The sequence below is a fragment of the Caballeronia eucalypticola genome, assembly GCF_047608185.1.
Lineage (GTDB): Bacteria > Pseudomonadota > Gammaproteobacteria > Burkholderiales > Burkholderiaceae > Caballeronia.
Window position 1 is genome coordinate 198697 of record NZ_JBLKRU010000003.1, and the last position, 13484, is coordinate 212180.

Here is a 13484-nt window from a genome sequence, read left to right on the forward strand (position 1 = left end):
TGCGCGACCGCGGTGGGGCGAAGGCATGTGTCATTTTTCGTTTTGCACAATGTAGTTGCGCTGGAAAGTCAGCAAGGGAATGCCCACCATTTGGGGAATGCCTGAGATGCCCGGTGTCGTCAGCGTGATGTTGTACGAGACGACATCGCCGAGCGATCCAAGCCCCGATGTGTAGCTGGTGCTGCCGACATTGTTGTACGTGCTGTAGTCGAGCTCGGTGATAGTGAGCGTCGTTTTGGGCATTCCGGTCCAGCCGCTCATGATGTTCTTCACGATCTGCTGCGCCTGAGTCGCCCGCGTGCCCGTCGAAGGATTGGTTGTCGTCAGTCCCACGCGAGACGCGGACTGGGCGGCGATCTGCACGGTCGCGTCGATCATCATGTCGACTGCGAGCTCCACGGTACCCAGCACGAAGATGAACACGAACGGCGCGGCGATTGCGAACTCGAGCGCCGACACGCCGCCGCTGTCGCGGAGCAGAGCGGCAAGGAAGCGCACGAACCCGCGCAGATCTGCAGCTTTCATCGCACGCTCGACGCCTGGATCGACGCTGTCGGGACAGCCGTAGCCACCGTGGCAGAATGGCCCGGCGTCTGCGTCAGAAGAGCGCGCTGGATTTCGTAGAAGTGCAGGTTGTCCTGGACCGACGCTTTAGGCAATGTTTTCCCAAGGATTTCGGCTGCCGCCTCGTCATTGCCAAGCAGCCCATAAGCGAGCGCCAGGTCCTGGCGTGCCTGTGGCGGCGCTTCCGGGTAGCGCGTGACGTCGAGCAGCACGTTTGCGCCTTCGCGCGGATTGCCGCCGAGCACCAGCGACAAACCAAGGTTCACGCTCAGTAACGGATCGCCCGGATTAGCCCTGAGCGCCTGACGCAACACGGCTTGTGCGCCTGCGTGATCGCCCTTCAGGTCCAGCGCCGCGCCTAACCCTGCCGACGCCATCGGATCGCCGGGCATGCGGGAGAGCACGCCTTGATAGGTCGCGATCGCATCGTCGAAGCGGCGCTGATGGATTGCGACACGCGCAATGCCGATCAACGGCGCCACGGCGGCGGGATCGAAACTGCTGGCGCGCTGGTAGTAGACGCCCGCCCGGGTGAAGTCACCGACCGCGTAGAGCGTGTCACCGAGCCCGGTCAGACCCGGCACGGACTTCGGATCGGCCTTTACGACCTTGTCGAAGAGCGAAGTCGCCAGCTCGATGTTGCCCGAGTCCAGGGCGGTCGCCGCGATACGCAACTCGCCCATCGTGCCCGGCGACGAATTCCGTGTCGCCGGGCGCGCTTCGGTCACATGCTCGGTCGTCGTGCAGGCAGCGCTTCCGAGCAGTAGTAAGCCGCTTAGCGCAGCGAGATACAAGATTCGGATCACTGACAATGAAGCAGCGGCTGGCGAGAGGTCATCAGAAAGCAGAGCGGACGAGTTCATTTTTTGTTGATCACTTCGAGAAGCTGAATGACGGCCGGCCCCGCTGCGATCACAACGACCGCCGGAAGAATGAAGAGCATCATCGGGAGGACCATCTTTGGCGCGAGTTTGGCCGCTTTCTCTTCAAGGGTAACGATGGCCGTCAACCGTTCTGTACGTGACAAAATACGTAATGCCTGGGTGATCGGCGTGCCATAACGCATTGATTGCGTCAGCGTCGAGATCAGCGCGCGGATCGAGGGCAAGTCGATACGCTCAGCCAGGCCGTGCAGCGCGCGGGTACTGTCCCCGGAAAGCTTCAACTCGTCGGCGGTCAGGGAGAATTCCTCTGACAGGGGCGTGCAGATCGTCACGAGTTCATCGGCGACGCGCCGGATGCTGACGGCGAGACTATTCCCGGCGTTCGTGCAAATCACGAGCAGATCGAGTGCGTCGGGCAGAGAGCCAGCCATCTCTTTGCGCCGGCGTGATGCCCGGAATCCGATCGCATATTCGGGGAGCATCATGCCGATCACGAAGGCGCCCATCATGGCCGCACCGCGTCCGACCGGAAATGAGCCGATCAGCGGAATATATTGGCCCAGCATGACCGTTGGCGCGGCACACAGGAGACCGAAGCAAAACTTGACTGCAAGAAGAACCGACACGGCATAGTGGCTGCGATAGCCGCTGCGGACCATTTCCAGACGAAGTTTTGCGCGGTATTTTGCGTCGAAGAGCGGCAGTTTGTCGCCAAATGTGGCGAGCCTGCGTAACACGCGGCGGCGAAAAGTGTTTTCTCGCCCGTCGTCTTCGAAATCAGCCGGTGCCGTCTGATGACTGAGCCCGGCCTCGCGCACCCGCTCGGCAATACGCCCACGTCTTCCGCCGTGTTTGGTTGCCCACCAGATCGCGAGCCCTGCGAAAAGCGCCAGCAGCATCAGCAGATTGATCAGCGTCTCGACGTTGGAGGGACTCATCGCGAAGTATCCAGTTTCGCCAGCTTGTTGATCAGCGCCACGCCGAACACGACCGAGATCGCGGCGTAGGTCAGCAGTTGGTGACCTTCCTGCCGTTCGAATAGCACCATCATGTAGGGGCGGTTCATGAAATACAGGCACAGCATGATGCAGATCGGGATGGCCGCGAGGATCTTGGTCGTGATGCGGGCCTCGGCAGTAAGCGCCTTGGTTTTTTGACGAACCTCCCGCCGGGTCCGAACGATGCCTGACAAGTTTTCCAGTGTCTCGCCAAGCTGGCCGCCGGTTTCCCGTTGCAGCAGCAAACAGACGCAAAAGAAGGAGAAATCGGCTATTTCTATACGCCGCATTGCAACGGCCAGAACTTCTTCGAGATCACGTCCGACCTGCAGCGAATCGCTCATCTGCTTGAACTCTTGTTTCAGCGGCTCGGGACATTCATCGGCTGCCGATCCAATCACATGCGTGACTGGCACGCCCGCGCGCACCGCGCGCACGATCAAATCAAGCAGGTCCGGGAAACCATTGAGGAAGCGTTTGCGAAAGCGTTCGACTAAAAAACTGTAAGCGCGCATAGCGCCGAACACAGGCAGCCCGAGGATCAGGAGCGGTTTTGCGAAACCGGGTAGCGGCATGAAGTGCGTCATGAGAAGCGCAACCAATTCGCTGGCAATCGTCACCGCAACGACGATGCGAACGCCACGGATTCCTGACACAGTGCGCAGCCGCGAAAGCTTGGGCCGAAGCCAGCGGCTCAACACGTTGTCGGTTTTATCGACGGTAAACAGGTCCGAATTAACGTCGACCGTGCGCTTCTCAAGCGTTAGATGACCCAGAAACGATTCACGCATGCGTGTCTTGATCCGCGCGTGTGGCTGCTTCTGACGCATGTCCATGACGACGAGCGCCATCGCGCCGCAGAGAATGACGCCGATGAACGAGCACACCGTGAAGACGTCGATCGGACTCATGTCCTCATGGCCTCCAGTAAAGCTTCCTCCAACCCGTAGTAGGCGGCGCGCGCCGAAAACGCGGGTCTGACGGACGCACATTCGTACACGCCCTTGACCTCTTCGCTGTAGGCAGTCGCGTCATAGTGAAACGTGAACAGGTCTTGCGTGATGATGACATCACCTTCCATGCCGACCAGCTCGGTGATGCGCGTAACACGCCGCATGCCGTCGCGCATCCGCTCGATCTGCACGATCAGATGCACGGCACTGGCGATCTGCCGGCGAATCGAGAGCAGCGGCAGGTTGCCGTTGGCCATCATGACCATGCTTTCCAGCCGCGTGATGCCATCGCGTGGCGTATTCGCGTGGATGGTGGTCATTGAACCGTCGTGGCCCGTGTTCATGGCTTGCAGCACGTCGAACGCTTCGGCGCCACGTGTCTCACCGAGGATGATCCGGTCCGGGCGCATCCGCAGCGCATTGCGCACGAGATCGCGCTGGGCGACGGCGCCGAGTCCTTCGGCATTTTCGGGTCGCGTCTCGAGGCTGACCACGTGCGGCTGCACGAGTTGCAGTTCAGCCGCGTCTTCAATCGTGATGGTGCGTTCACCCAGTCCGATGAAATGCGACAGCGCGTTGAGCAAAGTCGTCTTGCCGGAACCCGTACCGCCCGACACGATGATATTGAGGCGACACGTGCTCGCGAGCTTGAGCACGTTCGCCATGGCCATCGACATGTTGCCCTGCTGCGCCATGCGATAAAGCGTGATATTGCGCTTCGAGAATTTACGAATGGAGATGGTCGCGCCGTGAATGGCGAGAGGCGGCAGCACGACGTTGACCCGGCTGCCGTCGGCGAGGCGTGCATCGACCATCGGGCTGCTTTCATCGACACGGCGTCCCACGCCCGCGGCAATCCGCTGTGCGACGTTGACGACGTGCGCATTGTCGCGGAACTTGTACGCGGTCAATTCGAGCCGGCCGTTGCGCTCCACATAAACCTGGTCGGGGCCATTGACGAGCACGTCGGTGACGGTTTCATCAGCAAGCAGCGGTTCAATGGGCCCGAGCCCGAACATGTCGTTGAGCAACTCGCCGACGATCTGTCCCTGCTCGGATATGGTGATGTTCAGGCGCTCCCGTTCGGCAATGCTTGACACGAGCTGTTCGACACCCGGCTTCATCTGCTCGCGTGTCTTGCCGATCACCGCCGATGCGTTCATGGAATCGAACACACCGCTGCGGATCACCTTGAACAGATCCGAACGAACCAGCGCTTCGTTGCCTTCGGCCATCGGGGCGTGGGCGGCAGCCGGAGCCGCCGCAGCGGGTGCTCGGACCTCCTCGAACGCCGCGAGCGCGGCCTCTCCGGCGGTGGGAACGAATTCGGTCTCCGTTCGCGTGACCAGTTTTTGCCCGAACATCACGCTTTCCTCAATTTGAACTTGTGCAGCAGCGTGCGTTCAACTGCCGCGTGCTGGCCGGTCAAATCATTGGCGATTCGCGTGATCGACAGATTGAAGCCGGTCAAGGACTTTTCCTTCGGCGCCTCACCGAGGTTTTCGGCGATCGACAAGGACTTCGCTTCGAACAGCACTTCGTGCAGCACATTGCGTCCGACTGCCGAGGTGAAATCGCCCGTCTCAACCTTGCCCGCGCTCGCCGCGGTGGGACTGTTTAATAGCAGCGACGTCGCCGGATTGTTATCGCGATCCTCGATGTATCGCAACATACGGATGGTTTGCCGCGTGGAGAACACGGTGCGGTCGGTCACGAGATACACGCGCGACGCGTTGTCGAAGGCCTCTACCGCAAGCGGATCAACGGGGTTGCTGATGTCGAGCAGTACATAGTGAAAGCTGTCACACAGCAATTGCAGCACGCGCTTCAGTGCACCCGCCTGATAAGAGTGTGCAGCGTCGAAGTCCATCTCGGCCGACAACAGGAACAGCCGGCTGCCCTTCGCGACGAGCGCGCGTTCGACGTATTGCGGATCGAGCCGATGCACATTCTGCAGGACGTCGTTCAAGCCGTTGTTGCTCGTCGTGCCGAGCATGCTGTTGGCGGCGCCGCCGTTCAGGTTCAAGTCGATATAGGCGACCCGCCTGTGGGTTTCATCGGCGAGATGGCGCGCGAGATTCAAGGCGATTGTCGTGACGCCCACGCCTCCGCGCGTCCCGGTGAACACGATTGTCTTGCCGATCCGAGCGGTCGCAATCGGGCTGATCTTGCCATCGTCGACATTGATGGTTCTCTTCAGCAGCTCGACGGTCAGCGGCTTCACGAGATAGTCGCGCACACCGATTTTCAACAGGCTGCGGAACAGCCCGACGTCGTTACGTTCGCCGAGCGCGACGACCTGGACCGACGGTTCGCATACCTCCGAGAGGCGGGCGAGGTCGGACAGCGGCATGGCGGAGTTATGCAGGTCGACCAGCAGAAAGAGCGGCGAGCGATCGAGTTTTGCGACGTACGCGATGGCGTCGTCAATCCCGCCGATCACGACATGCACATGAGGCATCGCCTGTTCGAGCACGAAGGTCTTCAGGACCCGCTCGGTTGCCCGGTCGGAGACGAAGGCGATGAAGTCCGCGACCCGCACGCCGGTGCTGGTTTTCGTCAAGTTAAATCCTGTCGTGCTCATGGCGTGTCTTCGTTGAAGGTTGAGCGCATCACTTGGAGTCGCGCGACGTGGTCGTGTCGAGCGGGATCACATGGCCGGTTTCGTAACGGTGCACGGCGCTCGCTGCAACGGCAGCATCGGCTGGCGCGAGTTTTCCCGGCGCCACGAGGTCTTTCGGATGAGCGACCTGGGCGGCGAGGTTGGTGTACGTCGCGCAACCCCACTGCATGGAGGGGCGGTGCCAGCCTGCGTCGGTCAACACCGAGCCGCGAGCAAGCTCGGTGCAGTCTGGCGGTATCGCATTTTTACCGTCGAAGCCGATCACCGACTGGTCGGGCATGTCGCGTGGCGGCTTGAAGCAGCCACTGACACCTGTGGTGATTGCACAGACAAGAAGGAGGGTCAGGATTTTTGTGGAGTTCATGGCATCCGGCTCAATAAACATATCCGGCCGCGCCGACGAGACGTGGCTCTGCGACCTGCGAGGACGCGCCGGCTGTCCGATGTTGCTGGAAGCTGTATTCCACGTCATTGCTGGGTGACACGAGCGATTCCAGCGGCGTACGCAGCTTGCCGGGGTCGGTCGGCTCGACCAGATAGGGCGTCACCATGATCACCAGTTCGGTCTTGTTGTTCTGGTAGTTGGTCGATGAGAAGAGCTTGCCCAGGATCGGAATGGAACCCATGCCCGGAACCTGCGAAATGATGTCGGTCGTATTGCTTTGAAGCAGCCCGCCTATCGCGAAGCTTTGGCCGCTCGCCAGTTCGACGGTTGTATCGGCGCGGCGCACGCTCAGCCCCGGGACCGTGATGCCCCCGGTCGTTACGCTCACGGTTGTGTCGATCTGGCTGACTTCAGGACGGACCTTAAGGCTGATGCGGCCTTCGCTCAACACGGTCGGGGTGAAGTCGAGCTTGACGCCGAACTGCTTGAACTCGACGGAAATCGCACCGTTGACTTGCGACACGGGAATGGGAAATTCGCCGCCGGCGAGGAAACTTGCCGTTTGCCCTGACAGCGCCACGAGACTTGGCTCGGCGAGCACAGTGACCAGGCCCTCCTGGTTCAACGCGTCGACCAGAGCCTGAATGTCCGTGCTGCCGGTCTTGAATTGTCCGAATAGCGAATAGGCATTGTTGCTCGGCAGATTGACTGGATAAGTGACCTGGCCGTTAGCGCCGGTCAGCGGTTGCGCCAGGTTATAGATGGGACGACCGCTATAGATGCCGCCGAAAAAATTTCCGGCCGCATTGCCCATCGCTTGCCAGTTGATGCCGAGTTGCTGCGTGACATTCCGGTCGACCTCAGTGATGCGCACGCGCAATTGCACTTGCTGCGGACGATCGATCGTCATGCGATTGACCAGCACTTCCTTGTCCGCCAGATACGGCGTGAGTGATTGCACCACGGCGTCGGCATCGGCGGCGTTGGCGGCCTGTCCTGACACTTGCAATGATCCATTGCCCGTGCTCAATTGCAGATTCATCGATGGGAACCGCGCGCTCATCATGCTGTGCAGCGCGTCCATGTCGCGCCCGACCACGATCGAGCGCTGCAGCAGCGTCTTGTTGTTCGCGCCGAGCACATAGAGCGTCGTGGTGCCGGCCTTCTTGCCCAGCACGAACACCGCCCTCGGTGAAGGGACGTGAACATCGGCGATCGCCGGGTCTGCCACGAACACCGAGGTCGCGTCTTCGTTGAGACGCACGAGCGTGCCCTTGCCGGCGGCGATATCGAGGGAACCCTGAGTAGTGGTCGGCGCGTCGGCGGCCGCGTTGGCTGCATTGGCCGCTAGTCGCGGCTGTGCAGCGTGTGCCGGCGCAGTAAGGACCAAAGCCATCGCGCACAAGGCGCATGCCGGAAGCCTCGTTGTGTTGGCACGCAAACTGAACGGCAGAGTCATGACTTCCTGTCCTGGCGAATGGGTGCGGCGTCGAACGGGTTGCATGGGATCACCGCGGCGTGGCGAGGGTTGGGAGCGGCGGCACCGCATCACCCCCGGTTTGGGCAACGCTTGATGTCGAGTCAGCCTTTTCGGAGCCTCTATACACGGTCACCGATTTTGGCATAGCCGGCATCGCCGGTCCGCCTGCCTTGACTGCGACCGGATGTGCCCTGGGCAGGTCACGCAGTGCACGGGAAATATCGCCGGCCCAGACGGGCGCGCGCGGTGCATCGCCGGCTGCAGAGGCGGCGACAGCTACCGATGCGAGTGCATAGGGGTCGCGCGACACCGTCGCGAAGCTGCGCAATGCAAGTGACAAGCTGCCGAGCCGGGCGGCCACCGCCACGACTTCGCCCATGTGCGGCGTCACTTCGAGCGTCACGGTTCGAACGCGCGCGCTGTGCTCCGTTGCGTCTCCGCTTTTCGGACGACTGATATCGGAGCCGGACGCCAGCACGCGAACATGTTCGACGACGGTTTCACTCGATACCGCCAGATCGGGCGAATCGGTCCTGCGATCCATTTGTTGTGTGAGCAGCAGGTCCACGTAGTCGCCCGGTTGAATCAGTCCGGCATTGCCGGAGACATCGTCGACGGCAACCGATACGGCGCGCATTTCAGGTTTTAGCGTGGCGGCCAGGAAGCCGGGTGCGCTTGGGAGAATGACATCGTCGGCGACGATGACCGTATCGCCGGTCACCGGATGACGCAACAGTGCGCCCTTTAATTCGACCGCGTCGGGCACGCCGGACACGATGGCGCCCGGCGGCAACGTTGCGACGGGCACATCCTTCCACTTGATGTCTTCATCGCGCAGCAGTAAGCCCTGAGGAAGATCCGCTGCGCTCACACGCACTTTCTCGCTGTTGATGGTCGCCTTGGATGGCCGTGACGCACTAGCGACGACCACTCGCACGATCAGCGCAAGCAGGATAGCGCCGACGATCAGGATGGCGAATTTAATGATATTGGACATAGGGACGCCGTCCTATCGCGTCAAAATCAAAGGCAGTAAGGCTGGCAGTACGATGATCGAGCCGCCGCCGAGCGCGAGCGCAACGCCGTAAGGCACCCCTCGCGTTCCTGAAAACATCGCTAGGGCCCGCATGAGTCCGGAGTGCTGGTCCGGATTCATGTTTCGCGTCGCAAGGCTGACCAGCGAAACGAGCGTTCCGATCACGGAGATCAGAGTAAGGGTCGGAAGCCACAAACCCGCCCCAGCCCACAGAAAAATGATTGAAGCCAGTTTTGCATCGCCGCCACCTAGCATCTTTGCAGCGAACAATCCCGCGCATACTACGAAGACGCCGAATGCCAGCAACAGATGCGCAAGAGCATCGCCGAGCGACATGCGAACGATCAGTGCGTCGACGAAAAAGAGCGCCCCGATTGCAAGGACCGCCGGGGTCGGCAGGCGCCTGACACGCACGTCGACGACTGCCAGCCATAACAGCGCGCAAAGTACAACGAGGCGGATTGCAAGGGACAGTGGTTGCACGACGGTGCGGTCCGGAAACAGTGTATGAAGTGGAGATTCGGACCATGGAGTCCGAATCTCCAGGGACGGCAATTACAGAGCCTGCTGCGCTGCGATCGCGGCGAACATGGTCGTAAACATAGCTGTCACTTTTGTACCGAACGTTGCGCCCACCCCTCCAAGCGCTACCGCTACGATGCCTGCCAGAACCGCATATTCCATGGCGCTGACACCGCGCTCATCGCGAACGAACCAGCTGATAAATTTGCGCATTTTTAGATTCCCCTAACGTGATGGTTGGCGTCGGATCATCAGGTGAGTGACGCCCTGAAGACCGACATATCGTACCCAGCAGCCCAATTTTCTCTAGGGAGCAGACGCGAGGCATATCTCGCCTCAGTTCGCACTTTTGAATCCGGGAGCGGGTGATTCATTTAACGACCGCGCGCAGAAAAACTTTAGGAATGGAAACGAATCAGCTCTGGCGGAACAATTTTCTCTTACTGTTCGCTGTCACGATATGAGTCGAGGTGCGCTTTGCAAACGTTTGTGCACTGATCTTTTATTGTTGCGCCTAGAGTGTGAGGCGTTTGAATTCGCGTACGCTTGTGGGAAAAGCCTTAGTGCGACCGATTCATTGGTCACGCTCAATCAGAGAATAAGTCGGGCAGATTTCGTGATCCTTATCGTCGCCAACATCAACATTTGGGACGTGGCTGATGTAGTCAGGAAGTCGAAAGGAATGACGAAGGGAAACCAACTTTGGGGAAGTCGTTAACGGGGGAGATCCGCCAATTAATGCGGGAGAAATTTGCGACGGCATGCGAAGCGTCGGATTTGATCGCCACACAGTTCAGTTAAGAACCAAGCGCGCTCCGCGCGAACAACGCGGTGTAAGGTTGGCCGAGCGCGAATTAGCGCGTGTCGGAATTGACGAGGCTACGGCCGTGCTCACGCGTAGTCTGAGCGCTTAATGCGACACCGATCAGATAGCAATGCGCACTTCCTGTGAAACGCGACGTTCAAGATCGGTTCGGCCCGTTCACCACGCCAACGAACGCGTCAAAATCGTGGTCGTGCAATGCAGCGACGCCACGCAATGATGCCGCTTATTGCTCGCATTGCACATCCGGCCGTGGCACAACAATAATCGCCGGGTATGTCCCCCGGTCGAGTTCGATGCGCGCGACAACGGTCATCGTCGCGCTGTCGGTATCGTCGTACACGCTGACTTTTTCGTGCCGAAGGTTCGTGATGCCAACGCAGCCTGACGCACTTCCTTCTTCAGACACCCGGCATTGGATCGGGTTGTCCGCAAGGAAACGATATTTGTCCCTGTCCGGAGTAGCAAGGTATTCACGAACGCTCTGTCCCGATCCACCGACGCCGGTGACATAGCCAATGGCGCACGGTTGTGCGGCGGCATCGCCGTTCAGGGATGTGTCGGCTTTCGCGATTCCGCTTGCGGCCGCGATGGCCGCCGTGAGCGTGATTGCAAGAAGATATTTCATGGCTGAAATCACGGTAGTCGGATCGAAGTGCTGGATTGTAATGGCACTTCGCCAAAGGGGTGGGGGAGCAAAGAGCGCTTACTCTTGCCAACCATCAACACCAACTCTCTGCCAGCACACAGCGTTCGAGCATGCCGTTGATCTCCCGTCTGGCCGGAACGATAGAATCGTCGCAATCCAACCGCTCGCTTCGATCACGGTATCGCTCTCGGATGGGGCCGCCTTGTTTAGGACACGCTCAAAACAGACTGGCTCGCGAGGCTACCCTTTGCCTCAGTCAAGATAAGCGACGCGTATTTCGTCGTCGTGCCTTACGGGAAAACCATCACACCTGCCATAGACGGGCTGATTGACTGGCTTCGGGAAGATGTTATCGAGCAAAGCGATCGAAGCGTACGTGGAGTCGCGTAACTCAAATGGACGTACGATCCGGACGGCACCCTTCGGCATACGGCACACACGGGTAAGAATTTCGACACGACCTGTCGCATGTTTTCGCCGTTCACAGAAGTTTATGTCGACTGGTTCTCGCGCTGGTATGCGGCCCGACGGAACGCGCACGGCGTGTGAGCATCCGGCGATAAACTGACGCCGCTTGTACTCGCGCACGTTGCCACCAGGGTTGGGGCGCTTGTCCCGCGCGCCCAGAACCAAGAGCGCAAATCACCGATTGTGGCGACCCGACACGCCTGCCTGTGAGCGGGCGCTTTCCGTTAGAATCCCACCTTGTCACGAGCTTGTCATATCGACTCCCCCTGGTCAGCAAAGTCGTACAGATCACGTACTGCGCTGACCCGGATCGCGTGAGTTTCGGTAAATGCCTGATTTAATGCAGGAAAATTACTTTTCGGGATTTTCATGTTTGGACGTTTCATGCCCACCGAGGGCAAATTTTTCGAAATCTTCAATGCACACGCAAAGTGCATTGTTGACGCTAGTCATGAACTCGAACTGCTGATCGACAACATGGATCAGATGGAAGTCCATAAGCAGAACGTTCAGACCAACGAAAAACGTGCGGACAAGCTTACGCACGAAACCATCGATTTGCTGCACAAGACGTTCATCACGCCGCTCGATCGCGACGAAATCCACAAGCTCATCACGACGATGGACGACATCCTCGACCTGATGGAAGACGTCGCCACCGCCATTTCACTGTATGACGTGCGCGAATCGACCGCGGAAATGAGCCAGCTCGCGCATATTTGCACCGCGACCTCCGAGCGTGTGCAGCAAGCCGTCAAGCTGCTCGCCGACATGAAGCGCGCCAGCGAAATCCTCAAGATCTGCGAAGAAATCGACCGTCTGGAATCGGATGCCGACCGGGTGCTGCGTTCGGCCATGTCGAAACTCTTCCGCGAAGAGGACAACGTCAAGACGCTGATCAAGCTCAAGGCAATCTACGAGCTGCTCGAGACGATCACCGACAAATGCGAGGATGTTGCAAACATCATCGAAGGCATCGTGCTGGAAAACGCCTGATTTCAGCCGCGCCACTCACTCGATAAACGATGCAACCGATTCAACTCGCCCTCTGGGCTGTCATTACGCTCGTCGTGGTCGCGCTCCTGTTCGACTTCATGAACGGCTTCCACGACGCCGCCAATTCCATCGCAACCGTTGTATCCACCGGCGTGCTGAAACCCCAGCAAGCCGTGGCGTTTGCCGCCGCGTTCAACGTCATTGCGTATTTCATCTTCCATTTGAAGGTGGCCGCCACCGTCGGCCGGGGGACGATCGATCCGGCTATCGTGGATCAATACGTGATCTTCGGTGCGCTCGTCGGGGCGATCGGATGGAACATCATCACGTGGCACTACGGCATTCCGTCGAGCTCGTCGCATGCGCTGATCGGCGGCCTCGTCGGTTCGGCGTGGGCGAAGTCAGGCTGGGGCTCGCTGAATATGGAAGGCCTGCTCAAGACCGTTTCGTTCATTTTTATCTCGCCGCTACTGGGCTTCGTGCTCGGATCGCTGTTCATGCTGATCGTCTCGTGGATGTATTTCCGCACGCCGCCATCCAAGGTGGACCGGCGGTTCAGGCGCTGGCAGCTCATATCGGCGGGGTTGTATAGCCTTGGGCACGGCGGCAACGACGCGCAGAAGACGATCGGCGTTATCTGGATGTTGCTGATCGCAGCGGGTTATTGGTCAGCGGCGGCGGAAGCGCCTCCGATCTGGGTGATCGGCGGATGTTATCTGTCGATGGGACTTGGAACGCTGTTCGGCGGCTGGCGCATCGTACGCACGATGGGCCAGAAGATCACGAAGCTCAAGCCGGTCGGCGGGTTTTGCGCGGAATCGGGCGGGGCGATTACGCTGTTCGTCGCGTCGTTTCTGGGTATTCCCGTGTCGACCACGCACACGATCACCGGCGCGATTGTCGGTGTGGGGGCGACGCAGAAATTCAGCGCAGTGCGTTGGGGCGTGGCGGGGAATATCGTCTGGGCCTGGATTTTGACCATTCCGGCGTCAGCCGTGATGGCCGCCGCCGCTTGGTGGCTCGGACATCGCTTCCTTCCCTGAAACTTGAAACTTGAACGCAACGCGCTGAGCGAGGGTGACTTTTTTACAAGTCACCCTCGC

At 59.6% G+C, this 13484-nt stretch carries 14 protein-coding genes; 2 read left to right on the forward strand and 12 right to left on the reverse strand.

Annotation, left to right across the window (positions count from 1 at the left end):
* Positions 1–30 precede the first annotated feature (30 nt).
* The 12 genes from ACMX25_RS05285 to ACMX25_RS05340 all read right to left on the reverse strand — a co-directional run bounded on the left by ACMX25_RS05285 (position 31) and on the right by ACMX25_RS05340 (position 10896).
* Positions 31–525, reverse strand: coding sequence for a TadE/TadG family type IV pilus assembly protein (locus tag ACMX25_RS05285; RefSeq protein WP_414948476.1), 495 nt, complete (start codon positions 523–525; stop codon positions 31–33).
* Complete coding sequence (locus tag ACMX25_RS05290) at positions 522–1427, reverse strand: tetratricopeptide repeat protein (protein WP_414948477.1); 906 nt, start codon at positions 1425–1427, stop codon at positions 522–524. Before ACMX25_RS05290 ends, ACMX25_RS05285 begins: the two co-directional genes overlap by 4 nt.
* Positions 1424–2386 (reverse strand): type II secretion system F family protein, encoded by a 963-nt coding sequence (locus ACMX25_RS05295; protein WP_414948686.1) that lies wholly within the window; start codon positions 2384–2386, stop codon positions 1424–1426. The genes ACMX25_RS05290 and ACMX25_RS05295 overlap by 4 nt, the downstream gene beginning before the upstream one ends.
* The gene (locus ACMX25_RS05300; RefSeq protein WP_414948478.1) at positions 2383–3357 is read right to left on the reverse strand and encodes a type II secretion system F family protein; all 975 of its coding nucleotides are present in this window, start codon (positions 3355–3357) and stop codon (positions 2383–2385) included. The genes ACMX25_RS05295 and ACMX25_RS05300 overlap by 4 nt, the downstream gene beginning before the upstream one ends.
* Positions 3354–4763, reverse strand: coding sequence for a CpaF family protein (locus ACMX25_RS05305; RefSeq protein ID WP_414948479.1), 1410 nt, complete (start codon positions 4761–4763; stop codon positions 3354–3356). Before ACMX25_RS05305 ends, ACMX25_RS05300 begins: the two co-directional genes overlap by 4 nt.
* The gene (locus ACMX25_RS05310) at positions 4763–5983 is read right to left on the reverse strand and encodes an AAA family ATPase (protein WP_414948480.1); all 1221 of its coding nucleotides are present in this window, start codon (positions 5981–5983) and stop codon (positions 4763–4765) included. Before ACMX25_RS05310 ends, ACMX25_RS05305 begins: the two co-directional genes overlap by 1 nt.
* A 28-nt stretch (positions 5984–6011) precedes the next feature.
* A complete protein-coding gene (locus ACMX25_RS05315; protein ID WP_414948481.1) occupies positions 6012–6386 on the reverse strand; it encodes a CpaD family pilus assembly lipoprotein in 375 nt (124 codons plus the stop codon).
* A 10-nt stretch (positions 6387–6396) separates the two neighbouring features.
* Positions 6397–7803: a type II and III secretion system protein family protein gene (locus ACMX25_RS05320; RefSeq protein WP_414948687.1), complete on the reverse strand. Its 1407-nt coding sequence runs from the start codon at positions 7801–7803 to the stop codon at positions 6397–6399.
* Between the two features lie 112 nt (positions 7804–7915).
* Entirely contained in the window at positions 7916–8884 is a 969-nt protein-coding gene (gene cpaB / locus ACMX25_RS05325) for a Flp pilus assembly protein CpaB (RefSeq protein ID WP_414948482.1), read from the reverse strand.
* A gap of 12 nt (positions 8885–8896) precedes the next feature.
* Complete coding sequence (locus tag ACMX25_RS05330; RefSeq protein WP_414948483.1) at positions 8897–9406, reverse strand: A24 family peptidase; 510 nt, start codon at positions 9404–9406, stop codon at positions 8897–8899.
* 72 nt (positions 9407–9478) lie between these two features.
* Positions 9479–9658: a Flp family type IVb pilin gene (locus tag ACMX25_RS05335; protein ID WP_414948484.1), complete on the reverse strand. Its 180-nt coding sequence runs from the start codon at positions 9656–9658 to the stop codon at positions 9479–9481.
* Between the two features lie 836 nt (positions 9659–10494).
* Entirely contained in the window at positions 10495–10896 is a 402-nt protein-coding gene (locus ACMX25_RS05340; RefSeq protein WP_414948485.1) for a hypothetical protein, read from the reverse strand.
* Between the two features lie 858 nt (positions 10897–11754).
* Between ACMX25_RS05340 and ACMX25_RS05345 the strand changes: the two genes are divergently transcribed.
* A complete protein-coding gene (locus ACMX25_RS05345) occupies positions 11755–12381 on the forward strand; it encodes a DUF47 domain-containing protein (RefSeq protein ID WP_089159053.1) in 627 nt (208 codons plus the stop codon).
* A 29-nt stretch (positions 12382–12410) separates the two neighbouring features.
* The gene (locus tag ACMX25_RS05350) at positions 12411–13424 is read left to right on the forward strand and encodes an inorganic phosphate transporter (RefSeq protein ID WP_414948486.1); all 1014 of its coding nucleotides are present in this window, start codon (positions 12411–12413) and stop codon (positions 13422–13424) included.
* Positions 13425–13484: the final 60 nt, after the last annotated feature.

Excerpts from the sequence above, each read along its gene's own strand:
- ACMX25_RS05285 (WP_414948476.1), bottom strand. The coding sequence starts at position 525 with ATGAAAGCTGCAGATCTGCGCGGGTTCGTGCGCTTCCTTGCCGCTCTG.
- ACMX25_RS05290 (WP_414948477.1), bottom strand. The coding sequence starts at position 1,427 with ATGAACTCGTCCGCTCTGCTTTCTGATGACCTCTCGCCAGCCGCTGCT.
- ACMX25_RS05295 (WP_414948686.1), bottom strand. The coding sequence starts at position 2,386 with ATGAGTCCCTCCAACGTCGAGACGCTGATCAATCTGCTGATGCTGCTG.
- ACMX25_RS05300 (WP_414948478.1), bottom strand. The coding sequence starts at position 3,357 with ATGAGTCCGATCGACGTCTTCACGGTGTGCTCGTTCATCGGCGTCATT.
- ACMX25_RS05305 (WP_414948479.1), bottom strand. The coding sequence starts at position 4,763 with ATGTTCGGGCAAAAACTGGTCACGCGAACGGAGACCGAATTCGTTCCC.
- ACMX25_RS05310 (WP_414948480.1), bottom strand. The coding sequence starts at position 5,983 with ATGAGCACGACAGGATTTAACTTGACGAAAACCAGCACCGGCGTGCGG.
- ACMX25_RS05315 (WP_414948481.1), bottom strand. The coding sequence starts at position 6,386 with ATGAACTCCACAAAAATCCTGACCCTCCTTCTTGTCTGTGCAATCACC.
- ACMX25_RS05320 (WP_414948687.1), bottom strand. The coding sequence starts at position 7,803 with ATGGCTTTGGTCCTTACTGCGCCGGCACACGCTGCACAGCCGCGACTA.
- cpaB (WP_414948482.1), bottom strand. The coding sequence starts at position 8,884 with ATGTCCAATATCATTAAATTCGCCATCCTGATCGTCGGCGCTATCCTG.
- ACMX25_RS05335 (WP_414948484.1), bottom strand. The coding sequence starts at position 9,658 with ATGCGCAAATTTATCAGCTGGTTCGTTCGCGATGAGCGCGGTGTCAGC.
- ACMX25_RS05340 (WP_414948485.1), bottom strand. The coding sequence starts at position 10,896 with ATGAAATATCTTCTTGCAATCACGCTCACGGCGGCCATCGCGGCCGCA.
- ACMX25_RS05345 (WP_089159053.1), top strand. The coding sequence starts at position 11,755 with ATGTTTGGACGTTTCATGCCCACCGAGGGCAAATTTTTCGAAATCTTC.
- ACMX25_RS05350 (WP_414948486.1), top strand. The coding sequence starts at position 12,411 with ATGCAACCGATTCAACTCGCCCTCTGGGCTGTCATTACGCTCGTCGTG.